The sequence below is a fragment of the Mesorhizobium sp. Arg314 genome (assembly GCF_053714275.1).
In genome coordinates this window covers 94,888-116,869 of the sequence record NZ_JBSKBP010000009.1, presented here as the reverse complement: position 1 = coordinate 116,869, position 21,982 = coordinate 94,888, and the positions used below count along the sequence as shown (strand labels likewise).

The 21,982-nt window shown below is 64.7% G+C and carries 20 protein-coding genes; 10 read left to right on the top strand and 10 right to left on the bottom strand.

Annotation, left to right across the window (positions count from 1 at the left end; all coding sequences use genetic code 11):
- Window positions 1-134 precede the first annotated feature (134 nt).
- The gene (locus ACWGS9_RS12260; RefSeq protein ID WP_454505490.1) at window positions 135-683 is read right to left on the bottom strand and encodes a histidine phosphatase family protein; all 549 of its coding nucleotides are present in this window, start codon (window positions 681-683) and stop codon (window positions 135-137) included.
- 162 nt (window positions 684-845) lie between these two features.
- Here ACWGS9_RS12260 and ACWGS9_RS12255 point away from each other — a divergent pair, with 162 nt between their 5' ends.
- The 3 genes from ACWGS9_RS12255 to ACWGS9_RS12245 all read left to right on the top strand — a co-directional run bounded on the left by ACWGS9_RS12255 (window position 846) and on the right by ACWGS9_RS12245 (window position 4,607).
- Window positions 846-1,796, top strand: coding sequence for an AEC family transporter (locus tag ACWGS9_RS12255; protein ID WP_454505489.1), 951 nt, complete (start codon window positions 846-848; stop codon window positions 1,794-1,796).
- A 232-nt stretch (window positions 1,797-2,028) separates the two neighbouring features.
- Window positions 2,029-3,486, top strand: coding sequence for an NAD-dependent succinate-semialdehyde dehydrogenase (locus ACWGS9_RS12250; RefSeq protein WP_454505488.1), 1,458 nt, complete (start codon window positions 2,029-2,031; stop codon window positions 3,484-3,486).
- Between the two features lie 95 nt (window positions 3,487-3,581).
- A complete protein-coding gene (locus ACWGS9_RS12245) occupies window positions 3,582-4,607 on the top strand; it encodes an aldose epimerase family protein (RefSeq protein WP_454505487.1) in 1,026 nt (341 codons plus the stop codon).
- Between the two features lie 45 nt (window positions 4,608-4,652).
- Here ACWGS9_RS12245 and ACWGS9_RS12240 read toward each other — a convergent pair whose 3' ends face one another.
- On the bottom strand, window positions 4,653-5,570 hold the full coding sequence (locus ACWGS9_RS12240; RefSeq protein ID WP_454505486.1) for a sugar kinase: 918 nt from the start codon (window positions 5,568-5,570) through the stop codon (window positions 4,653-4,655).
- A 157-nt stretch (window positions 5,571-5,727) separates the two neighbouring features.
- Here ACWGS9_RS12240 and ACWGS9_RS12235 point away from each other — a divergent pair, with 157 nt between their 5' ends.
- Both ACWGS9_RS12235 and ACWGS9_RS12230 read left to right on the top strand, forming a co-directional pair.
- A complete protein-coding gene (locus ACWGS9_RS12235) occupies window positions 5,728-6,171 on the top strand; it encodes a FixH family protein (RefSeq protein ID WP_454505485.1) in 444 nt (147 codons plus the stop codon).
- A 7-nt stretch (window positions 6,172-6,178) separates the two neighbouring features.
- A complete protein-coding gene (locus ACWGS9_RS12230; protein WP_454505484.1) occupies window positions 6,179-7,387 on the top strand; it encodes a cytochrome-c peroxidase in 1,209 nt (402 codons plus the stop codon).
- A gap of 174 nt (window positions 7,388-7,561) precedes the next feature.
- Here ACWGS9_RS12230 and ACWGS9_RS12225 read toward each other — a convergent pair whose 3' ends face one another.
- Entirely contained in the window at window positions 7,562-8,014 is a 453-nt protein-coding gene (locus ACWGS9_RS12225; protein WP_320213666.1) for an Lrp/AsnC family transcriptional regulator, read from the bottom strand.
- 164 nt (window positions 8,015-8,178) lie between these two features.
- On the opposite strand from ACWGS9_RS12225, the gene putA reads away from it, so the two are divergent.
- Window positions 8,179-11,787 carry a bifunctional proline dehydrogenase/L-glutamate gamma-semialdehyde dehydrogenase PutA gene (gene putA, locus ACWGS9_RS12220; RefSeq protein ID WP_454505483.1) on the top strand — a complete coding sequence of 1,203 codons (3,609 nt, stop codon included), beginning with the start codon at window positions 8,179-8,181 and terminating at the stop codon, window positions 11,785-11,787.
- A 177-nt stretch (window positions 11,788-11,964) separates the two neighbouring features.
- On the opposite strand, the gene ACWGS9_RS12215 is transcribed toward putA, so the two are convergent.
- The 3 genes from ACWGS9_RS12215 to rirA form a co-directional block, all read right to left on the bottom strand.
- Window positions 11,965-12,279: an antibiotic biosynthesis monooxygenase family protein gene (locus tag ACWGS9_RS12215; RefSeq protein WP_454505482.1), complete on the bottom strand. Its 315-nt coding sequence runs from the start codon at window positions 12,277-12,279 to the stop codon at window positions 11,965-11,967.
- Between the two features lie 64 nt (window positions 12,280-12,343).
- Window positions 12,344-13,309: an energy transducer TonB family protein gene (locus tag ACWGS9_RS12210; protein WP_454505481.1), complete on the bottom strand. Its 966-nt coding sequence runs from the start codon at window positions 13,307-13,309 to the stop codon at window positions 12,344-12,346.
- Window positions 13,310-13,672: 363 nt separating this feature from the next.
- Entirely contained in the window at window positions 13,673-14,134 is a 462-nt protein-coding gene (gene rirA / locus ACWGS9_RS12205) for an iron-responsive transcriptional regulator RirA (protein ID WP_454505480.1), read from the bottom strand.
- Between the two features lie 208 nt (window positions 14,135-14,342).
- Here rirA and ACWGS9_RS12200 point away from each other — a divergent pair, with 208 nt between their 5' ends.
- The 3 genes from ACWGS9_RS12200 (at window position 14,343) to ACWGS9_RS12190 (ending at window position 16,898) form a co-directional block, all read left to right on the top strand.
- On the top strand, window positions 14,343-15,638 hold the full coding sequence (locus ACWGS9_RS12200; protein WP_454505479.1) for a DUF445 domain-containing protein: 1,296 nt from the start codon (window positions 14,343-14,345) through the stop codon (window positions 15,636-15,638).
- Window positions 15,639-15,797: 159 nt separating this feature from the next.
- Window positions 15,798-16,226, top strand: coding sequence for a phasin family protein (locus ACWGS9_RS12195; protein ID WP_320307115.1), 429 nt, complete (start codon window positions 15,798-15,800; stop codon window positions 16,224-16,226).
- 180 nt (window positions 16,227-16,406) lie between these two features.
- Entirely contained in the window at window positions 16,407-16,898 is a 492-nt protein-coding gene (locus ACWGS9_RS12190) for a MaoC family dehydratase (RefSeq protein ID WP_454505478.1), read from the top strand.
- 122 nt (window positions 16,899-17,020) lie between these two features.
- Here the strand turns inward: ACWGS9_RS12190 and ACWGS9_RS12185 are convergent, their stop codons facing one another.
- On the bottom strand, window positions 17,021-18,451 hold the full coding sequence (locus ACWGS9_RS12185; RefSeq protein WP_454505477.1) for an aminotransferase-like domain-containing protein: 1,431 nt from the start codon (window positions 18,449-18,451) through the stop codon (window positions 17,021-17,023).
- 102 nt (window positions 18,452-18,553) lie between these two features.
- On the opposite strand from ACWGS9_RS12185, the gene ACWGS9_RS12180 reads away from it, so the two are divergent.
- On the top strand, window positions 18,554-19,417 hold the full coding sequence (locus tag ACWGS9_RS12180; RefSeq protein WP_454505476.1) for a DMT family transporter: 864 nt from the start codon (window positions 18,554-18,556) through the stop codon (window positions 19,415-19,417).
- Window positions 19,418-19,422: 5 nt separating this feature from the next.
- Here the strand turns inward: ACWGS9_RS12180 and ACWGS9_RS12175 are convergent, their stop codons facing one another.
- Genes ACWGS9_RS12175 through ACWGS9_RS12165 form a run of 3 tightly spaced genes read right to left on the bottom strand, consistent with a single transcriptional unit; the run spans window position 19,423 to window position 21,830 of the window.
- Window positions 19,423-20,466, bottom strand: a complete 1,044-nt coding sequence (locus ACWGS9_RS12175) for a zinc-dependent alcohol dehydrogenase family protein (RefSeq protein ID WP_454505475.1) — start codon at window positions 20,464-20,466, stop codon at window positions 19,423-19,425.
- Window positions 20,467-20,484: 18 nt separating this feature from the next.
- Window positions 20,485-21,135 (bottom strand): maleylacetoacetate isomerase, encoded by a 651-nt coding sequence (gene maiA / locus ACWGS9_RS12170; RefSeq protein ID WP_454505474.1) that lies wholly within the window; start codon window positions 21,133-21,135, stop codon window positions 20,485-20,487.
- Window positions 21,132-21,830, bottom strand: a complete 699-nt coding sequence (locus tag ACWGS9_RS12165) for a fumarylacetoacetate hydrolase family protein (protein ID WP_454505473.1) — start codon at window positions 21,828-21,830, stop codon at window positions 21,132-21,134. Before ACWGS9_RS12165 ends, maiA begins: the two co-directional genes overlap by 4 nt.
- Window positions 21,831-21,982 lie beyond the last annotated feature (152 nt).

Sequence of the window (21,982 nt, the reverse complement as noted above, 5' to 3'; positions counted from 1 at the left end):
GCGCCGGCCGCAGATGGGATGACGGCCTTGGGAACGCAATCCAAAGCAATGCACCGAGTTTGCTCAATTGCGTTTGCGAACGCCGCCGGTGGCATTTCTGCAACAGATAGGCCCTAAAAATGGATAGCCGGCCGTCAGAAAGTCACGCGGCCGAGCACCCTGAGGCCGTCGCCATCGGGTGCCACCACCACGGCTTCACCTTCGCGCGGTGCGATGCCGGTGAGCGCCACGATGTTTTCGAGATGCGTGACCAGAACCAGATTGTCGGACCCGGAATAGCCGCGGATCTCCTTCATGATCGCAGCGATCTGCGCGGCTTTCCCGGCGGGGTCGGCTTTCAGCAGGTCGAGCGGCGCGAAAGGATGCGGCTCGGACTCGAAAGCGATGCGGGCAGTGTCGAGGCAGCGGCAGTAGCGGCTGGAAAGCACGTGATCGATCGGGGCCGCGCGAGCCGCGAACAGCGCACCGATGCGACTTGCCTGCTGCTTGCCGCGCTGCGACAGGTTGAGCTGGGTCCCGCAATTGTCGATGTCGAAATTCGACGGGTCGGTCGCCCCGGTGACGAAGGCATGGCGAAGCAGCACGATATGGCCGCCGTCGCGCAGCAGCGCCCAGCCGGCGTCGGTCGCGTGGGCAAGGCTCGGAGCAGCAAGGAGGAAAAACGCCAGTACAATCCGCAGCATCAGAAGTCCTTTGGCGGCCCGACGGGGCCAAGGCCGTGATTGGCATATAGGGACCGCAAAGCCGGCTGGAAAACAAGCACAGCAGCCGGGGAGCGCCGCATCGCGCCAATTGCATGGCGATCAGGGCTCGCCTATCACGGGAAAAATGTCTCCGCCCCAAAAATGAGTCCGCTCACCGAAACCGTCCTTTTTGTCTTCAGCCTGGTGGCGCTCGGCTATCTGGCCGGGTTCACCGGCTATCTGAAGCCTGCGAGCGGGGAGGGCATTTCCGAATTCGCCGTCAACGTGGCAATGCCGCTGCTGTTGTTCCGGACCATGGTCAAATCGGATTTCCACGGCGTCACGCCGTGGTCGCTGTGGGGTGCCTATTTTGCGGCCGCCGCCATCACCTGGGCCGCGGGGCATCTGGTCATGACGCGCGTCTTCGGCCGGGACGCCCGCGCCGGCATCGTCGGCGGCGTCTCCTCGGCCTATTCCAATGTCGTGCTGCTCGGCGCGCCTTTCATCCTCGGCATATTCGGCGCGAGCGGCTTCGAGGTGCTGTCGCTGCTGGTCTCGGTCCACCTGCCGATCATGATGATGGCCTCGATCGTGCTGTTCGAGATGTTCGGGCGCGGCAGCGGCGAGACGGTGCATCCGCTGCGCGTCATCAAAAGCTTCCTTCGGCGGCTTTTCATCAACCCTTTGATCATAGGAATCCTGGCGGGGCTTGCCTGGCGCCTCACCGGCGCGCCGCTGCCGGACCTTGTCGGACGGCTGGTCGATACGCTCGCCGACACGGCCGGCCCGGTGGCGCTGTTCGCCATGGGGCTGAGCCTGCGCCGCTTCGGCATCTCCGGCAATATCCGGCCGGCGTTGGCGCTGTCGGGGCTCAAACTGTTCCTGATGCCGGCGCTGGTGCTGGCGTTCGTCTGGCTGCTCGGCCTGCCGCCGCTGACCGCCAAGGTCGCGGTCGTCGTCGCCGCGCTGCCTTCGGGGATCAATTCCTACCTGATCGCGGTCCAGTTCAACACCGGCCAGGCGCTGGCCTCGAACCAGATGACGCTTGCCACGGCGAGCGCCGTGCTGACCACTTCCTTCTGGTTGACGGCGGTGGTGCATATTTTCGGATAGGGAATGTCGATATTCAGGTGAGGCCGGACTGACCGGAATCTCAACATTCCCTACCATGAAGCCAAGAAGAGTCCCGGCTCGCCTTTGCTGGCCCAACCCCTATATGCCATCTTGTGATTGCTTGCCCGCCTTTCCCTAGGTAAGAGCAATGCGCCGGCGTGCGGCTCTTGAGCACGCTTCAACGGACATTCAGAAAAACGGCCCGATCAGCGCGCCGAACGGAGGCCAGACCATGCTTCAGAAAACCAGCCATTTCATGCGCCAGGCCAATCTCATCAATGGTGAATGGGTGCAGGCCGACAGCGGCCAGACCATCGACGTCAACAACCCGGCAACGGGCTTGAAGATCGGCACCGTGCCGAAGGCCGGCAAGGCCGAGACGCGCCGCGCCATCGAGGCCGCCGAGGAAGCCTTCAAGAGCTGGCGCAAGACCACCGCGCTCGAGCGCTCGAAGCTCTTGCGCAAGCTGCATGACGCGATGATGGACAATCAGGACGTGCTTGCCGAGCTGCTGACCATCGAGCAGGGCAAGTCGCTGTTCGAATCCAAGGGCGAGATAGGCTCCGCCGCGGCCTACATATTGTGGTTCGCCGAGGAAGGCCGCCGCGTCTATGGCGACATCGTGCCGTCGCCGTGGGGCGACCGCCGCATCCTGGTGACCAAGGAGCCGGTCGGCGTCATTGCCGCCATCACGCCGTGGAACTTCCCGTCCTCGATGCTGGCCCGCAAGCTCGGCCCGGCGCTGGCCGCGGGCTGCACCGCGGTGGTCAAGCCGGCTTCGCAGACGCCTTATTCAGGCCTCGCCTGGGGGGCGCTTGTCGAGGAAGTCGGCTTCCCGAAAGGTGTCGTCAATGTCGTCACCGGTTCGGCCGGCGAGATTGGCGACGAGATCTGCGCCAATCCGCTGGTCAAGAAGATCACCTTCACCGGCTCGACCGAGGTCGGCAAGATCCTGATCCAGAAGTCGGCGTCGACGGTCAAGAAAGTGTCGATGGAGCTTGGCGGCAACGCGCCGTTCCTGGTCTTCGACGATGCCGATGTCGACCGTGCGGTTGCCGGCGCCATCACCGCCAAGTACCGCAATTCCGGCCAGACCTGCGTCTGCACCAACCGCTTCCTCGTGCAGGCCGGCATCTACGACAAGTTCGTCGAGAAGCTCGCCGCGGCCAGCAACGATCTGAAGGTCGGGTCGGGCTTGGAGGAGGGCGTGCAGCAGGGGCCGCTGATCGATGAGAAGGCCGTCGAGAAGGTCGAGGAGCTGATCGCCGACGCAACGTCGAAGGGCGGCAAGGTCATCGCCGGCGGCAAGCGTCATGCGCTGGGCGGCTCGTTCTTCCAGCCGACAGTCATCGCCGGCGCCACCCCGAAGATGCGCTTCATGAAGGAAGAGATCTTTGGCCCGGTCGCGCCGGTGTTCAAGTTCGAGACCGAGGAAGAGGCGGTGGCTTTGGCCAACGACACCGAGTTCGGCCTCGCCGCCTATTTCTACACCGGCGATCTCGGCCGCGCCTTCCGGGTCATGGAAGGCCTGAAATATGGCATGGTCGGCGTCAATGAAGGCCTGATCACCACGCCCGAGGCACCGTTCGGCGGCGTCAAGGAATCCGGTCTTGGCCGCGAAGGCGGGCATCAGGGCATCGAGGACTATCTCGACACCAAATATGCCTGCTTCGGCGGCCTCGGGCTCTGATATCGATGCCTGGAACAGGGCAGGCGTTCAGCCTGCCCTTGCCGGACGATGCGTGGCCGGCCTAAATCCACGGATCAGGAAATGACATTTCGGGCATGGCGATGAAAGACGGCGAGGTCTTCGGCACGACACAGGCGGGCGAGGCCGTGCGCCGGTTTACAATCCGGGGCGGCGGCCTCACCGCCAACATCATCGGCCTCGGCGCCATCGTCCAGGATCTACGCCTTTCCGGCCACGATGCGCCGCTGGTGCTGGGCTACGACCGTTTCGAGCCCTACGAGACCGACCGGGCCTTCTTCGGCGCGCTCGTCGGCCGCTTCGCCAACCGCATCGGCGGCGGCCGCTTCACCATCGCCGGCAAGCGCTATCAGACCGAGCAGAATTTTCTCGGCAAGCATACGCTGCATGGCGGCTCTGAAGGTTATTTCCACCGGCCGTGGGCGGTCTCGCTGCACGGCCGCGATTTCGTGACGCTGACGTTGCACGACCCGGACGGCGCGATGGGCTTTCCCGGCGCGCTCGATGTCACCTGCACGTATCGGCTGAAGATCCCCGGCACGCTCAGCATGGAGCTGACCGCGACCTGCGAGGAGCCGACGCTCTGCAATCTGGCGCAGCATTCCTATTTCAACCTCGACGATGGCGGGGCCGGCGACATCCTCGACCACAGGCTGATGCTCAACGCAGGCGCCTATACGCCCGTCGATGACGAGATGATCCCCACCGGCGTGGTGAAGCCGGTCGACGGCACGCCCTACGATTTCCGGCAGGCGCGGCCGCTGCGCATGGAAATGGAAGGCGAGCAGCTTCGCTATGACCTGAATTTCTGCCTGGCCTCCAACCGTGGACCGCTGCACCAGGCGGCCTGGGTGCAAGGCGCCAATTCCGGTGTCGAGATGGAAGTCTGGACCACCGAGCCCGGCCTCCAGCTCTATATCGGCCAGTATGTGGCGCCGACATCGCCTGGGCTCGATGGCAACCGCTACAAGGCGTTTTCGGGCCTCTGCCTCGAGGCGCAGACCTGGCCGGACGCGCCGAACCGGCCCTATTTCCCGCAAGCCACTCTATGGCCAGGTCAGATCTACCATCAGGTGACCGAGTACCGGTTCCGTTTGCCCTAAGTTTGTCGATATTGAAGTGAAACCGCGCCTAAGCTTCGACAGCGCTTAACTGTCGAAGGCCGTTCTGAGTGTCTCGAATGGAGCCAGCGCGCCGCGAACCTGAACAACCGCGGCGGCGACGCGATGCGCGCGGCGCACCGCGTCGGCGGGTGCATGGCCGGCAAGCCTGGCGGCCAGATAGCCGCCGTTGAAGGAATCGCCCGCGCCCGTGGTGTCGACGGGGGAGGCCACATGCACCGCGTCAACGGTTTGTGAAGCGCCGTTCAGCGTAATCAAGGCCGGCTGCTCGCCGTTCTTGACCACGACCTCGCCGGTCAGCTTGCCGAGGCGCTCGGCCGTTGCCTGCGGCGTCATATCCCCGAAAAGCATCTGCTCGTCCGGAAAGGTCGGCAGCGTGATGTCGGCGACGGCGAGCGCCTCCAGGATCGCGGCCTGCGCCGCCTTGCGGCTCGGCCACAGACGCGGCCGGTAGTTGGGGTCAAAGGCGGTGAGCGAGCCGGCCTTACGGGCGGTCGCCACGGCCGACAGGAGGGTTTTGCGCGCCGCCTCATCCAGGATTGCGAGAGTGATTCCGGAAAAATAGACAAGTGCCTGGCTTCCAAGGCTTTTTGCCAGCGCCAATGGATCGGAGGCAAGCTGGCGCGCGGCCGCATCGCTTCGCCAATAGGTGAAGGCGCGCTCGGCTCCGGTGAGTGTGATGGCGTAAAGGCCGGGGCGTGCGCCGGCAATGACCGGACTGTTGCCAATCCCTATGCCGTTCTCGGCGAAGAAAGCGATCTGGTCGCGCGAGAAGGGGTCGTCGCCGAAGGCCGACACATAGGTCGCGGGCCGGTCCGGGCTCAACGCGTGCAATGCCCAGAGCGTGTTGAAGGTGTCGCCGGCAAAACCCATACGCCAGTTCGAACCGGTTTGGCCCGACAGTTCCAGCATGCATTCGCCGATCGACGCGATACCATTGGCCATGCGGGCTTATCCCTTCCTAAGACTTGTTGCTGTAGCTTTTCGCGGCAGGCAGCGCCATGCTTGGCGAAGGCCGAATTTTGCGCCAGAAGCGATTTCCCACAGGCAGAGCGGGACGCGATACGCGGCCCGTGACGTTAGCAGCCGAAGAGGAACGGGTTTGGCATCGATATGGCGTTACATTCTTGCGGGTCTCGGTCTGGCTGCCCTGCTGATCGGTATCGTGGCCGCCGTCTATCTGACGCTGCCGCAATCGGGGCCCGGTCCGGACATTTCGCTCTCGAAAAAGACGGCGGTCGGCCTGTTCGTCGCGAGCTTCGAGCCGGAGCGCGGCGTCGTCCGGCAGGGCGAGCTGCAATCCTGGCTGCTGACGCTGAAGACCGCCGCCGGCGCGCCGGTGGAAGGGGCGGCCATCACCGTTTCAGGCGGCATGCCGCAGCACGATCACGGCTTGCCGACCAGCCCGCAGGCGACCGATTATCTGGGCGACGGGCGCTACCGTATCGACGGGGTGAAGTTCACGATGAGCGGCTGGTGGCAACTGCGTTTCGCCATCTCGGCGGCGGCCGGTTCCGATTCCGTCGTTTTCAACGTCGTGCTGTGAGCGGGCGATGAGGCGTCTGGCGAGTGTCGCATGCCTGGTGGCCCTAGCCGCTCTCGCCCTGCTGGGCGGCTGCGGCGAGCCGCAGTTCAGCGACGCCGAGAAGAAGACCATTGCGTCGCTGGCGCTGAACACGCTGCCTTCGCTCAAAGCGGACACCACGAACCAGTATGCGGATGTGCCGGCGGCTGCCGCGCTCGGCTCCACACTGTTCTTCGATGTCGGCATGAGCCGCGACGGCACGGTGTCCTGCTCGACCTGCCACAAGATCGACCGCCAGTTCCAGGACGACCTGCCGCAGGCGGTCGGCGTCAGCCACACCAACCGTCGCACCATGCCGCTGGCGGGCGCGGCGCGCAATGCGTGGTTCTTCTGGGACGGAAGGCGCGACAGCCTGTGGGCGCAGGCGCTGACGCCGCTTGAAAATCCGCTGGAGCAGGCAGGCAACCGGGCCGCCTTCGCGCATTACATCAAGAAGCGGTTCGGCGAGCGCTATGAGCGCATCTTCGGACCGCTGCCCGATCTTTCCACCGTGCCGGCCAATGCCAGCCCGTTGGGCAGCGATGCCGAGAAGGCGGCCTGGAACGCCATGCCGGCTGCCCAGGCCGACGATGTCAACCGCGTCTTCGCCAATCTCGGCAAGGCGATCGCCGCCTTCGAGCGGTCGATCGAGCCTCCGCAGACGCGCTTCGACCGCTTTGCCATCGATCTGGCGACCGGCGCAGCGCCGCAAGGCGACGCCGCGTTCTCGCCCGAGGAGATCCTCGGGTTGAAACTGTTCATCGGCAAGGCCAATTGCGTGACCTGCCACAACGGCCCGCGCTTCACCGACAATTCCTTCCACAACACCGGCGTGCCGCCGGTCGACGGTCTGCCGCTGGACCGTGGCCGGGTCGATGCCGTGGCGCAAGTTCAGGCCGACCCGTTCAACTGTCTCGGCAAATTCCGCGACGGCGATGAAAGCGCCTGTCGCGAGCTGCGTTTCATGGTGAAGGACGGACCGCAGATCGAGCGCGCCTATAAGACGCCGTCGCTGCGCGGCGCCGCGAGCCGGCCGCCTTACATGCATGCCGGACAGTTCTCTTCGCTCGATGACGTAGTGAAGCATTACTCGAAAGCGCCGGCGAGCGTGGAAGGCGTTTCGGAAATCCATCCGCTCGACCTGTCCGACCGCGAGCGCGCCGCGCTGGTGGCCTTCCTGAAGACGCTGTCGGAATGATGCGATAAGAAGCTCCGATGAGTCGGAAAAAAGTTCTCGTTGAAGATGCCGCCAAGGATTGGTTCAAGGATACAGAGTTCGTTGCCGAATTCGCAGCCTTGCGAGAGGAATTCGCGATTGTCGAAGCATCAATAATGGCCAGAGACGAAGTCGATCCGGCAAAGAAACCTTCCGCTAGCGATCCTTCACCGTCTCCATCGCCACGAAGGTAGAGGTCTGGGCGACGTGGGGCAGGGCCGAGATGCGCTCGCCGAGCACCCGGCGATAGGCGGCGATGTCGGTGGTGCGGACCTTCAACAGGTAGTCGAAGCTCGACGCCATCATGTGGCATTGCTCGATCTCAGGCACGGCTTGCACCGCGCGGTTGAAGGCATCGAGCGCCGCCGAGCGCGTGTCCGACAGCTTCACCTGGACGAAGGCGACATGGCCTTCGCCCATCCGTTCGCGGTCGATGACGGCACGGTAGCCTCTTATGTAGCCGTCCTTTTCCAGCCGCCTCACGCGCGCCTGGACCGGCGTCTTCGATAGGCCGACCTTGGTCGCCAGCTCCGACATGGAAAGCCGGCCGTCGCGCCCAAGGGCGGCCAGGATGTTGCGGTCGATGCGGTCCAATTGGTCTTCGGTCATCGATACGGCAGTCGAAACGATGGAAAATTGACCTATATGATAGATCAAACGGACTATCTTGTCGATTTCTTTGGACCGACTGAAATTCGAAGCTGTGCTAGTTTGCGCCATTCGGTCCGGTGATCGCCAGACCGCTCCCTCACGCTCGCTTTCATGGATCCGACATGCCGCTCGATGCCATCCGCCAGCAGATCCGCGCCAACTATTTGCCCGACGAAGACGAGGCGGTGAAGCGACTGTCGGCGGCGGCCGGGCTTTCGGCCGGAGAGCGCAAGGCGATCTCGGCCCGCGCCGCCGATCTGGTGCGCGCGGTGCGCGGCTCGACCGATCCCAGGTTGATGGAGGTTTTTCTCTCGGCCTATGGCCTGTCGACCAAGGAAGGCGTGGCGCTGATGTGCCTGGCCGAAGCGCTGCTGCGCGTACCCGACACCGAGACGATGGACGATCTCATCGCCGACAAGATCGCGCCGCATGACTGGTCGGCGCATTCGGGTGGATCGAGCTCGATTTTCGTCAACGCTTCGACCTGGGCGCTGATGCTGACGGGCCGCGTGCTCGACGAAGGCGAGGGCGGCATCGAAGGCACGCTGCGCGCCATGGTGCGCAGGCTTGGCGAGCCGGTGATCCGCAAGGCCGTGGCGGCGGCGATGCGCGAGATGGGCGAGCAGTTCGTGCTCGGCCGCACCATCGCCGAGGCGGTCAAGCGCGGCCGGCCGATGACACAGAAGGGTTATCTTTATTCCTTCGATATGCTGGGCGAAGCGGCCCGCACCGAAGCCGACGCGCTGCGCTACCACCGGGCCTATGCGGATGCGATCTCCTCGCTCGATTCCGGCTCGAACGGCCCCGACATCCGTTACAATCATGGCATTTCGGTCAAGCTCTCGGCGCTGCATCCGCGCTACGAGGTGGCGCAGCGGGATAAGATGCTGCCGGTGATGGCCGAGCGGCTTCTGTCGCTGGCGCTTGCCGCGCGGCATTCGCGCATGGGCCTCAACATCGACGCCGAGGAGGCCGATCGTCTCGACCTGTCGCTCGATGTCATCGAGAAGGTGTTGGCCGAACCGGAGCTCGCCGGCTGGGACGGTTTCGGCGTCGTCGTCCAAGCTTACGGCCCGCGCGCGGCATTCGCCATCGACTGGCTCTATGCGCTGGCGAGAAAATACGACCGCCGGATCATGGTACGGCTGGTGAAGGGCGCCTATTGGGATACCGAGATCAAGCGGGCGCAGACGCTCGGGCTGACCGGCTATCCGGTGTTCACCCGCAAGGCCAACACCGACGTCTCGTATCTCGCCTGCGCAAAAAAGCTGCTGTCGATGACCGACCGCATCTATCCGCAGTTCGCCACGCATAACGCGCATACGGTCGCCGCCATCCTGTCGATGACGAAGGATCGCGACACCTTCGAGTTCCAGCGCCTGCATGGCATGGGCGAAGCGCTGCATGAGACGGTGCGCAAGGCCGAAGGCATGCGCTGCCGCATCTACGCGCCGGTCGGGGCGCATTCGGACCTGCTTGCCTATCTGGTGCGGCGGCTCCTGGAGAACGGCGCCAACTCTTCCTTCGTGCACCAGTTGACCGACGAGGAGGTCGAGCCCGAGGAGATCGCGCGCGATCCGCTCGAGGCCGTCGAGACACAGGGTTCCGCCGCCAATCCCGCGATCGCGCGTCCCGCCGCGATTTTTGGTGCCGGCAGGCGCAATTCCAAGGGCTTCGACATCACCGATCCGTTGACGCTCGCGGCCGTCGAGAAGGCAAGAGCGGAGTTCGCCGGAGCGGATCGCTGGCACGCCAAGCCGGTCACGCGCGCCGCCGGCTACGGCAAGCTGCGCCAGATCGTCAATCCGGCCAAGCCCGACGAGGTCGTCGGCACGGTGCATGAGGCGGCGGCCAAGCAGGTGGCGACCGCCGTGCGCTTTGCAGTCGATGCCCAGCCCGCCTGGGCAAAGCGCCCGGTTGCCGAGCGCGCCGCGATTCTCAACCGCGCCGCCGACCTCTACGAGGCCAACGCGGTCGAGTTCTTCGCCCTTGCTACACGCGAAGCCGGCAAGTCGCTGGCCGACGGGGTGGCAGAGGTGCGCGAGGCGGTCGACTTCCTGCGCTACTACGCGGCCGAGGCGGCCAATGCCGAAGCGGGTACGGAAGCGCGTGGCGCGATCGTCTGCATCTCGCCGTGGAATTTCCCTTTGGCCATCTTCACCGGCCAGATCGCCGCGGCTTTGGTCACCGGCAACTCGGTGATCGCCAAGCCGGCCGAGCAGACGCCGCTGATCGCCTTCCGCGCCGTCGAGATGCTGCGCGAGGCAGGCGTGCCGGAGGACGTTGTCCAGCTTCTGCCCGGCGACGGCCCCTCGGTCGGCGCACCGCTCACCGCCGACCCGCGTATTGCGGGCGTCTGCTTCACCGGCTCGACCGAGGTCGCCAAGCTGATCGAAAAGCAGCTGGCGGAAACCGCGGCGCCCGATGCCATGCTGATCGCCGAGACGGGCGGCTTGAACGCAATGATCGTCGACTCTACCGCGCTGCCGGAACAGGCGGTGCGCGATATCCTCGCCTCGGCCTTCCAGAGCGCAGGCCAGCGCTGCTCGGCGCTGCGCGTGCTCTATGTGCAGAAGGACGTCGAGAAGAAGATGCTGGAGATGCTGAAGGGCGCGATGGAAGCGCTCAATGTCGGTAACCCGTGGCTGATCTCGACCGATGTCGGCCCGGTGATCGACGACGAGGCTCAAGGTGCGATCAGCGATTACTGCAAGAAGAAGGGGCTGGAGGGGCGGCTGATCGCCAGGCTCGAAGCGCCGGCAAGCGGCCGTTTTGTCGCGCCGCATGTCTTCCGCGTCAAAGGCATCGAGGAGATGGAGCGCGAGGTGTTCGGCCCGGTGCTTCATGTCGCGACCTTCGATGCCGATGAGATCGACGCGGTGATCGCCGCCATCAACCGCAAGGGCTACGGCCTGACCTTCGGTCTGCACACCCGCATCGAAGGCCGTGTCCAGCATTTCGTCGACGGCATCCATGCCGGCAACATCTACGTCAACCGCAACCAGATCGGCGCCGTCGTCGGCTCGCAGCCTTTCGGCGGCGAGGGGCTTTCGGGCACCGGGCCAAAGGCCGGCGGGCCGCATTACCTGCGCCGTTTCCGCAAGGGGCCGGTGGCCGGCACCGAGGTTGGCGAGGGCCACAAGGTGACCGCGACCGAGCTTGCCGACAATCTGCCGGATCCGACGTTCGGCGGCTGGTCGACGCGGCCGGATCGCGTCGCGATCCTGAGGAAGCATTTGCGCGGCAAGGGCGCGGCGGCGATCGCCGCGGCCGCCAGCCTCGATTTCGGCCAGGTCGACCTGCCTGGACCGACCGGCGAGGCCAATACGCTGTCGCTGTCGCCACGCGGCCGCGTGCTCTGCCTCGGCCCCGACGCCGAGACGCTGCTTTCCCAGACGATCCAGGCACTCGCGGCCGGCAATGCCGTGCTGGCGGTGGCGCCGGGCGCGCCGGCCGCGCTGTCGGCGCTGACCGGCAAGGGGCTGCCGCTCGCGGCCATCGACGGCCGGCCCGACCCGGTCGAGGCGCGTTCGCTGCGCGTCGATGTCGTCGCCTTCTCCGGCACGCCGGAAGCGGCGCGAATCGTACGCAAGGTGATTGCCGAACGCGCCGGGCCGATCGTGCCGCTGGTCAGCGAGGTGCTCAACCCGGCGGCCTATGCGCATGAGCGCGCGGTCTGCGTCGACATTACGGCGGCCGGAGGCAACGCCAGCCTGCTGGCCGCCGCTTAGAGTGTGTTGATATTCAGGTGATGCCGGCCTGCGAACGGCGGCTTCCTGCGCTTCCGGTGCTCACGTACTTCAAGTACGCTCCGCTCCGGTTCTCGGAAACCACCATTCTCGGCGCGGCCTGACCTGAATCTCAAAACACCCTGACCGTCGGCGGAGATTGGCTTTGCGCGTCAGAAGTCAGGCGCCTTCTACGACCGAAAAGCCCTCGAATTGCGGGTGGCCGAGATAGTGGACCTTCGAGCCGCCGGCGTTGCGATGGGCGGCGCGGAAATTCTCTGACTTCGTCCAGGCGACAAAATCCTCATGGCTTGCCCAGACCGTGTGCGAGGCGAAGAGCGTATAGCCTTCCGTCTCGTTGACTGGACCGCGCAGCAGATGGAACTCCTTGAAGCCCTGCATGTCGGAAAGGCTGGAGTCGCGGTTCCTCCAGACGTCCTCGAAGGCTTCTTCCGAGCCGTTCTGGACCTTGAAGCGGTTCATGGCGATGTACATAGGCTTCCTTTCGAAATGGATGAATTCTGACGTTCGGGATGGCTTCAAACGCGGGACGAACGCTTCAAAAAGGGCCGATCCGCGCCTTGAACACCCAACTTGATTTTCCGGTCTCGGGTGGAATGGGGGGGAACGGTGCTTGCTTGCGCACCAGCGTCAAAGCGAACTGATCGAGCTCGGCGGACCCTGAACTTTCAGCGAGCTGCAGGTCGCTGACGCTGCCGTCGGCCGCGACGACGAAAACCACCCTGGCGTTGTTGCGAGCCTTGGCCTGGATCGATTTCGAAACGCGACGGTTGGCGCGGGCAAGCTTCTTCTGGATTTCACCGCTGTAGCGGGATTCCAGGGCATTGCCGGTGGCGGCCTGTTTCTTGCCCTTGCTGGCGACGACCGGCGCGTCGCGCGTATCGCCATCCGCCGTGCCACGCGGTTCAATGGTTTCGTTTGGCCCCGCCGATCCGGCTGGTGCGCTCGATGTCGCGCTCGGGGCCGGTGATTGCTCGGGCTCGGCAGGGGGCGCCTCGTCGCTTTGCGACTTGATCGCAGGGGCCGGTTCGCTACCCGTGGGGACACTCTGATCGTCCTGGCGCGGCGTGGCGGCCGCCAGGATATCCGGCGTAGGGGTGGGCTCCTTGACGGCTTCCGGCACAGGCTGAGGCGTCACCTGTTCACTTGCCGGTTGTGGCGCCTCGGCTGGCGGAGCGGGCTGCGCGGCCTGGCGTTTTGCCGGTTGCGGATCCGGCACCAATGTAACATCCACCGCGCCGGACGCCTGGTCATCCAAGGCGCTGCCGATGACGTTGGCGCCGGACTGGTCGGCGCCCTCGGCCCTTATCGCGTCTGCGGAGACGAATGTCCCCGCGGGCGCGATGAAAAACGCCGCCGCGGCGGCGGCATGGAGCAAGCCGGAGACGGCAATCGCCACCGGCCATTTGCGGACTTGCGCCGTTTGCCGTGGCTGCACGAGCTGCTCGGCCGGCGTGACCGCCAGTTCGCTGCCTGCGTCAGAGGGGTGATTGATGTCCTGCATGTCTCGCGCCGAGACCTGCCGCGCACGAGAGGGACTTGTCAAATCAAGATCGGTTGCCGCCCCTGGCGGCGGACCGGAGGCGGGCCACGCCAAGGCGTCTTGCCGGAATGCCGGATGCAATCCCACCTCTACACGCCGAAACCGATGGCGGTCTTGGTCGAAGTCTTCAACGCGCGCAGCACGCCGCCGGCTCCAGAAGGGTCGTTGGCGCTGATGTCGCCAGTTCTGCATCGTTGCGGCGCACGAACGTCACAGGATCCTACGGTCTGCGCGCGTCGCTTCGCTCCTTGCTCCGTCCTGGAACGACGAAGTCGCAGGCAACGCAACCCGAGACAGCAACAGAATCAAGCCGCTAGGGCGAGATCACGCAGCGGGCGCGCGCCGCTCCAGGAGGTCGATGCCGAGCAGATGGCGCACGTTCGGGCGCGCGGCGACGAGATCGGCGATCGTGTAGCGGGAAAGCACGGCGAAGAAGGCGTTGAGCGCCTCGCGCAGCGCCGAATTCAGGGCGCAGCTGTCGACCAGCGGGCATTCCGCGGCGTCATTTTCGAAGCACTCGGCCATGGCGAAGCTCTCTTCGGTGACGCGCACGACATCGAACAGGCTGATCTGCTCCGCCGCGCGGCCGAGGCGCACGCCACCATTGCGGCCGCGAACGGTCTCGACCAGGCCGGCCTCGACCAGCGGCTGCAGGATCTTGAACAGGAACAGCTCCGAAACCGAATAGGCGGCGGCGATCTCGGGGATGCGGCTCAGCCTTTCGGTGTTAGCGGCGCAATACATCAGGATGCGCATCGCATAATTGGTCTGGCGCGTGAGCCGCATGGTAACCTCGCGAAAATATCAGCTTGAGCCGAATATGGCCCATAGTTTGGAGCAATTCCAGATTGGACCGCCACATAGCTGAATAATCGTGTCAACTTTTTGTGCATGCCGGCGCGTATGGCAGCCCGATATGGCTCCTGCGCTTCGGGCGAGCGTTTCGCCGGCGCAGGTACTAGATAAGTCGGGGTGCAATAGGAACAGCCTTTCCATGTCACAATCAGCCCCGGCTCTCGCGCCGGTTCGATTCGACGCCGATGCGCAAGCGAAGCTTTCGGCATTGCGGCGGACCAAATTCGTCGCCGGCGCGGCGCTCGCGCTCTGCATCCTCGTCTTCGCGCTCGCCAAGTCCTTCCAGGGCAGCCATTCTTGGCTCGGCTTTGTCGCGGCTTTCGCGGAGGCGGCGACCATTGGCGGCATCGCCGACTGGTATGCCGTGGTGGCGCTGTTCAGGCGGCCGCTCGGGCTGCCGATCCCGCACACCGCGATCATTCCGGAGAACCAGCACCGCATCGCCGACAATCTCGGCCGCTTCATCGAGGCCAATTTCCTGGCGCCGGAGCCGGTGCGCGAAAAGCTTGCCGAGGTGGATTTCGCCGCTCTGGTCGCCGACTGGCTGGCTGATGCCGAACGCGCCGCCGGCCTGTCGCGATTCGTCGCGCGGCTGGTGCCGCAGACGTTGACGGCGGTGGAGCAATCGGGCCTGCGCGACTTCGTCACCAGCCGTATGCTGGAGCAGATCGAAAAGGTGCCGCTGGCGCCGCTCGCGGCGGACCTTTTGTCGGCGTTGACCGACGATCGCCGTCACCAGAAGCTGTTCGATGAGTTCACCCGGGTCGTCGGACGTTTCCTTAACGACGAGCAGGCGCTCGCGACCATGCGCGAAAAGATCCATGAGGAATTGCCGTCGCTGTTCAACCTGTTTCGCGCCGATGCTTATCTCTTGAAGAAGATCGTCGCTTCGGCGGGTTCGTTGCTCGATGAGGTCAGGGCCGATCCCGATCACCCGATGCGCGCCGAATTCGACCGTTTTGCGCTGGGCTTTATCGAGCGGCTCAGGACCTCGAAGCAATATGCAAGGCGCGCCGAGAAGCTGAAGCGCGATTTTCTCGGTCGTCCGGAGGTGAGGGCACTGGCCGGCGATGCGTGGACAAGCCTGCGCCTGTTCATCGAGCAGGACGTCAATGCGCCGAATTCGACGATCCGCGACCACCTCGCCAACATGTTCGTCGAGGTTGGCCGGCATCTGGCCGACGACGCTCAGATCAGGGCCGACATGAACCAGGGTTTTGTCGTGGCGCTGGCCTCGTTCGTCGAGAGCCAGAAGAGCGGGGTGTCGAAATTCATCGCCGATCAGGTCAAGCGCTGGGACCTGGGGCAACTGACGCGGCTGATCGAGACGAACATCGGCAAGGACCTGCAGTATATCCGTTTCAACGGCATGGTCATCGGCGGGTTTGCCGGCCTGGCGCTCTATACGGCGGAGCGGATGTTTCTCGTCAATTGACGCCAGCCCAACGCGCACTATTCTCCCCTGGAGCGGGTCACGTCCCATGGAAACGACGAACCGCTCTATCTCTTTGTTTTACGCAATTCCGGACGGAAAACCGTTTTCCTGGAATTGCTCTTGAGGGCGCCGCAAAAGCGGCAAAGTGGGAGGCAGAGCATGGCAAAACAACCGGATTCCGACTCGTTCCTCGACATGTTCAGCAGGTTCGGCCGCGACCTCAAGCTGCCGAATGTCGATATTCAGCCGATCCTCGATCACCACCGCAAGAACCTCGAAGCCCTGGAAAGATCGGCGAGGGCAAGTGCTGCAGGGGCATCCTCGGTGCTGGCGAGGCAGCATGAGATGGTGCAGAATGCCATGCACGAGATCACCCGTATGGCGCAGAACTACCAGACGCCCGGCAATCCGCAGGACCTGATGACCAAGCAGGCCGAATTTGCCCGCAGGTCGTTCGAGACAACGCTGAAGAATGCCAGCGAAGTGGCTGACCTTGTGCGGAAATCCAGCACCGAATCGGTCGAAATCCTGCGCGACCGGATCAGGGACGCAATGGCGGAAATCCGCGCCGGTTATGAAAAGAAATAGGTCATTGGGCGATTTCGGATCCACCATCGACTGACATGCGATGCAACCGGTCCAAGCGCGGGCGCGTTCTCGGCTTGCCGTATAAGCATCAACTCTACCGGCGAAAATCGCGGAGCTGCGAATTGACAGAGGCTGCCGCTTCATGGTCGGGAGACGGGCATGAGTGATGGGAAAGCCGTAATGACGGAAACACGGCGGAGGACGCCGCCGACCTTCGAACAGTTGCGCACGATGTCCGGGCAGGAGCTCGGCGTGTCCGACTGGACGACGGTCGACCAGCTGCGCATCGACCAGTTCGCCGAGTGCACGGGCGACCACCAGTGGATCCATGTCGATCCCGAGCGGGCAAAACGGCAGAGCCCGTTCCGCACCACGATCGCGCACGGCTATCTGACTTTGTCGATCATCGGCGCGTTGGCGCTCGAGATGGGCATCGTGCCGGAAAACACGCAGGCGGCCTTCAACTACGGCTTCGACAAGGTGCGCTTCCTGGCGCCGGTGAAAGCCGGCGCGCGCATCAGGCTGCGCACCACGCTGGTTTCCATGGAGGATCGCGGCCCCGGCCAGTATCTGATGAAAGCCGCCAACACCGTCGAGATCGAAGGCGAGCAGAAACCGGCGCTGACGGCCGAGACGCTGGTCATGATGTATGAGCGCCGTAAGCGGACCTAAAGCGCGTCGCGCTGAACCGGATTCAGGCGACGCGCTTTAAGTCTTTGTTTTGATGCATGTCGTTGCCCCAGAACCGCTGCACACTTCTGGGCGACATGCATCAGGGTCTGCCGGGATTCGGGTCAGGCCGAGCCGGTGGCTTTGCGGCGCGATACCGTCATCGCCTTTTCGAGCACCCTGAAGATGCGCTGATCCCCGCACTGGGCGACGTTGAAGCGCATGAAGCGGCCGGCGGTGTGCGACAGGCTGAAGGCATTGCCGGGCGCCAGCACGACATTGTCCGAAAGCGCATGGCGGGCGACATCGGCGGCGTCGACGCCGTCAGGCAGCTGGCACCACAGGAACATGCCGGCAGGCTGGTCGATCCACGGCACGACGCCCATCGTTTTCAGTCTGCCGGCCGTCTCGGCCATGGCGCGCGACAGGCGGGTGCGCAGCTGTTCGACATGCTTGCGGTAGCTGCCGTCTTTCAACAGCGTCAGCACCAGTTCCGAGGACAGTCGCCCGCCGCCAAAGGTCGTGGCGATCTTGAGATCGGTCAGGCCTTCCATCCAGTCGCGGGGCGCGGCGATGAAGCCGCAGCGTACCGAGGCCGACAGTGTCTTGGAGAAGGAGCCGATCTGGACGACGCGCTGCAGCCCGTCGAAGGCCGCGAGCCTTGGGGCAGGGCTATGCTCGAAGTCGGCGAAGATATCGTCCTCGACGATGGTGAGTTCCGCCTGGTCGGCGAGTTTCAGCAGCCGATGCGCGGTGACTGGCGACGGAATCGCTCCGGTCGGGTTGTGGATGCCGGAATTGGTGATGTAGAGACGCGGCCGATGCTCGGCGAGCGCCTGCGCGAAGAGCTCGATATCCGGCCCAGAAGGCGTGTAGGGCACCCCGACCACCTTGGCCTGATGGGCGCGCAGCAGTGCGTGGAAATTGAAATAGCAGGGATCGTCGACCAGAACCGCATCGCCGGGCTCGAGCAGGAAGCGGCACAGAAGGTCGATGGCCTGGGTGCCGCAGTCGGTCAGCATGATCTGGTCGGGCGAGGCTTCGACGCCATGCTCGGCCATGCGCCGCGCCAGCAATTGGCGAAGCGGCGGCAGGCCAAGCGGCGTGCCGTAGTCGGCGAGCGCAGCATCGTCGGCGCGAGCAGCGGTTCTGAGAGCCCGGCGCAAGGCGGCCTGCGGCATCCAGGAAGCCGGCAGCCAGCCACAGCCGGGCTTCAGCATCTCTTCGCCGGCCTCGAGCGACTGCCGCGACACCCAGAGCGGGTCGACGGCGCGGTCGAGCTTGGGACCGATCTCGGCCAGCGACAGCGGCGCAAGCTGGCCGGCGGCGTAGAAGCCGGAGCCCGGCCGCGAGCGGATCGTGCCTTCCGCGGCAAGGCGCTCATAGGCTTCGACCACGGTGGATTTCGAGACCTGCAGGGACTTGGCGAGCGCCCGGATCGACGGCAGGCGCGCTCCCGGCGTCAGCGTGCGCGCCGCGATGCGGTGGCGGATCGTCGCCATCACGCTCTCGACCAGCGTGCGTGCACCGTCGATCTCGAGAGGGATATCCGCCATCCGTACTGCTCGCAATGCCATTACAGTTTTGTAGAATTGTACTCCATTGTATCTAGCAACGCCATGGCCTGCGCCGGTACCGAAGCGCGAACGGAGCAGATCATGGAAAAGAGTTTCGACGGCTGGCTGAGCGGCTTTATCGGCGTGCTGATCTTCAGCGGATCGCTGCCGGCGACGCGGGTGGCGGTGATGGATTTCGACCCGACCTTCCTGACGGCGGCCAGGGCGGTGATCGCTGGTCTGCTCGGGATTGCGATGTTGCTGCTGTTTCGCGAGAAGCGTCCGGAGCGAGGAGACCTGATCTCGCTCGTCGTCGTGGCGCTCGGTGTCGTGGTCGGCTTCCCGTTGCTGACGGCGCTGGCGCTGAAACATGTCACCTCGGCGCATTCCATCATCTTTGTCGGCCTGCTGCCGCTGGCGACCGCGGTCTTCGGTGTGCTGCGCGGCGGCGATCGTCCCCGTCCGGCCTTCTGGCTGTTCTCCTGCGTCGGCAGCGCGCTCGTCGCGGGCTTTGCCCTGTCGCAAGGCGTGACCGCTTCGCCAGTCGGCGACAGCTTGATGCTGGCTGCCATCATCGCCTGCGGACTGGGCTACGCCGAAGGAGCCAAGCTGTCGCGCCGCCTCGGCGGCTGGCAGGTGATCTGCTGGGCTCTGGCGCTGTCACTGCCGGTCATGCTGGCGCTGACCCTTGCGACGCTGCCGCCATCCTTCGCCGGTGTTGGCTCCGGCGCGTGGATCGGCCTAGCCTATGTCTCGCTGTTCAGCATGCTGATCGGCTTCGTGTTCTGGTATCGTGGCCTCGCGCAAGGCGGCATCGCGGCCGTCGGGCAGTTGCAATTGCTGCAGCCCTTCTTCGGCCTGGCGCTGGCGGCGAGCCTGCTGCACGAGCAGGTCAGCCCGACGATGGTTGTCGTCACGCTCGGCGTGGTGGCCTGCGTGTTCGGGGCGAAGAAGTTCGCGCGATAGGCCTCCTACTGGAATTTCGTGACGACGCCGATCCCGATGCCTTCGAAACCGCCCATCGCCATCAAGGCCGCCGGCGCTTCCTCGAGGCTGATCTTCTTGCCGACCAATAGCTCGGGTTTCAGCTTGCCGGTGCGGATCATCTCCATCATCGCGGAGTAGCGGTAAGCCTGCATGCCGTGGCTGCCGAGGATTTCGAGTTCGAAGGCGATCACCTTGTCCATCGGCACCTGCGGGCGGGCATGCTCGCCGAGCATCAGTCCGACCTGAACGTGGCGGCCGCGCCGGCGCAGGTTCGAGATCGAGTTGAACGAGGTGGTCGGGTGCCCCAGCGCGTCCATCGACATATGCGCGCCGCCATTGGTGATCTGCTTGACCGCCTTGACCACGTTGGGTGTCGTCGAGGCGTTGATCGTCGCCACCGCGCCGATCTTCCTGGCGAATTCCAGCTTCTCGTCGGTCAGGTCGATGGCGATGACGTTGGCGCCCATGGCGCTGGCGATCATCACCGCCGAGAGGCCGACGCCGCCGCAGCCATGTACCGCCACCCACTCGCCGGGCGTCACCCGGCCCTGGTCGACGATGGCGCGGAAGGAGGTGACGAAGCGACAGCCGAGGCTGGCGGCGGTGGCGAATTCCATTTCCTCGGGCAGGCGCACGAGGTTGGTGTCGGCATGCTCGATGCCGACATATTCGGCGAACGAACCCCAGGCGTTGAAGCCAGGCTGGGACTGGTGCTCGCAGACCTGGTGGTTGCCGGAGGTGCATTCGAAGCAGCGGCCGCAGCCGACGGCGAAGGGGACCGTGACGCGATCGCCGGCCTTCCAGCGGCTGACCTGCTTGCCGGCGGCAACGACGACGCCGGCCAACTCATGTCCGGGGACATGCGGCAGCGTGATGCCGTCGTCATGGCCCATCCAGCCGTGCCAGTCGCTGCGGCAAAGACCGGTCGCCTCGACCTTGATGACGACGCCGTCGGCGGCCGGTTTCGGATCGGGCACGGTCTGGATCGTTGGTGCCTCACCAAATTTTTCGAAGACGACAGCTTTCATGGGGTGTCCTTCAGGATGTTATTCGGCATCGATCTGGTTCTGCGGCGCAGCCTTCTGGAACGCCGGAAGCGCCATGCAGGCGGCGTTGATGCGCGAAATTACCGGATAGGGCGCCATGTCGACGCCGAAACGGGCGTTGTTGGCGACCTGGGCGGCAAGGCAGATGTCAGCGAGCCCCGGTGCATTACCATGGCAAAACGCGCCGGTCTCGGGCGACGAGGCCAGAATCTTTTCAAGTGGCTGGAAACCTTCGTTCACCCAATGCCGGAACCAGTTGACGACATCCTCGTCGCCGGCCCCGAACAAAGTGCGCAGCGAGGTCAGCACGCGCAGGTTGTTCACCGGGTGGATGTCGCAGGCGATCATCTGCGCCAGCATCCGGACCCGAGCGCGGCCCAGCGCGTCCCTGGGCAGCAGCGGCGGCTCTGGCGCGATCTCGTCGAGATATTCGATGATCGCGAGTGATTGGGTCAGCAGCCTGCCGTCGTCCAGCACCAGCGTCGGCACCAGACCCTGCGGATTGACCGCGAGATAGGCGGGCTCGAGATGCTCTCCGTGGCGCAAATGATGCGGCACATAGGTGTAGTCCAGGCCCTTCATCGCCAGCGCAATCCGCACCCGGTAGGAGGTGGAGGAGCGGTAGTAGTTGTGGAGGACGAGATCGCTCATGCCCTTGGCTGTCCGATCGTCACTTCGATGGCGCCGATGCCGTCGACGCCGCCGGTGATCCTGTCGCCTGCCTGGACCGGGCCGACGCCGGCCGGCGTGCCAGTGAAGATCAGGTCGCCGGGCTGTAGCTCGACCGCCTCGCTGCAGATCGAGACGATGTCGGCGATCGGCCAGATCAGCTCGGCAAGGTCGCCGTCCTGCTTAACTTCGCCGTCGACGGCGAGCCAGATGCGGCCTTTTTCCGGATGACCTGCTTTCGCGGCCGGAATCAGCGGACCGCAAGGCGCGGATTGGTCGAACGCCTTCGACCAATCCCAGGGACGCGCCGCCTTCTTTGCCTGGTCCTGCAGGTCGCGACGCGTCAGGTCGACGCCGACGCCATAGCCCCAGACATAGGCGAGCGCATCGGCGCGCGGAATACGGAAGCCGGCCTTGCCGATGGCGGCGACCAGCTCGATCTCGTGATGCAGGTTCGAGGTCAAGGGCGGGTAGGGGATCTCGGCGCCGCTGTCGACCACCGCGTCGGCGGGCTTGGTGAAGAAGAAGGGCGGGTCGCGCTCGTCATTGCCGAGCTCGCGCGCGTGCGCCGCGTAATTACGGCCGACGCAGAAGATGCGGCGCACGGCAAACCGTTCCGCCGAACCGGCAATGGCAACCGAGGCAATCGCTGGCGGCGGAAGGACGAATTCTGGCATGGACTTTTCTCTATGTCGGCATGAATCGCCCGCACCTTCGGCCGATTTTGGCGGGTGGGCAAGACCGGGCGGCTCCGCGCTCATTTGCCCTGTCGTTTCAATGCCAATGCCTTGTACCATTGGGCGATATACTATTTGCCAATAAGCTGAAC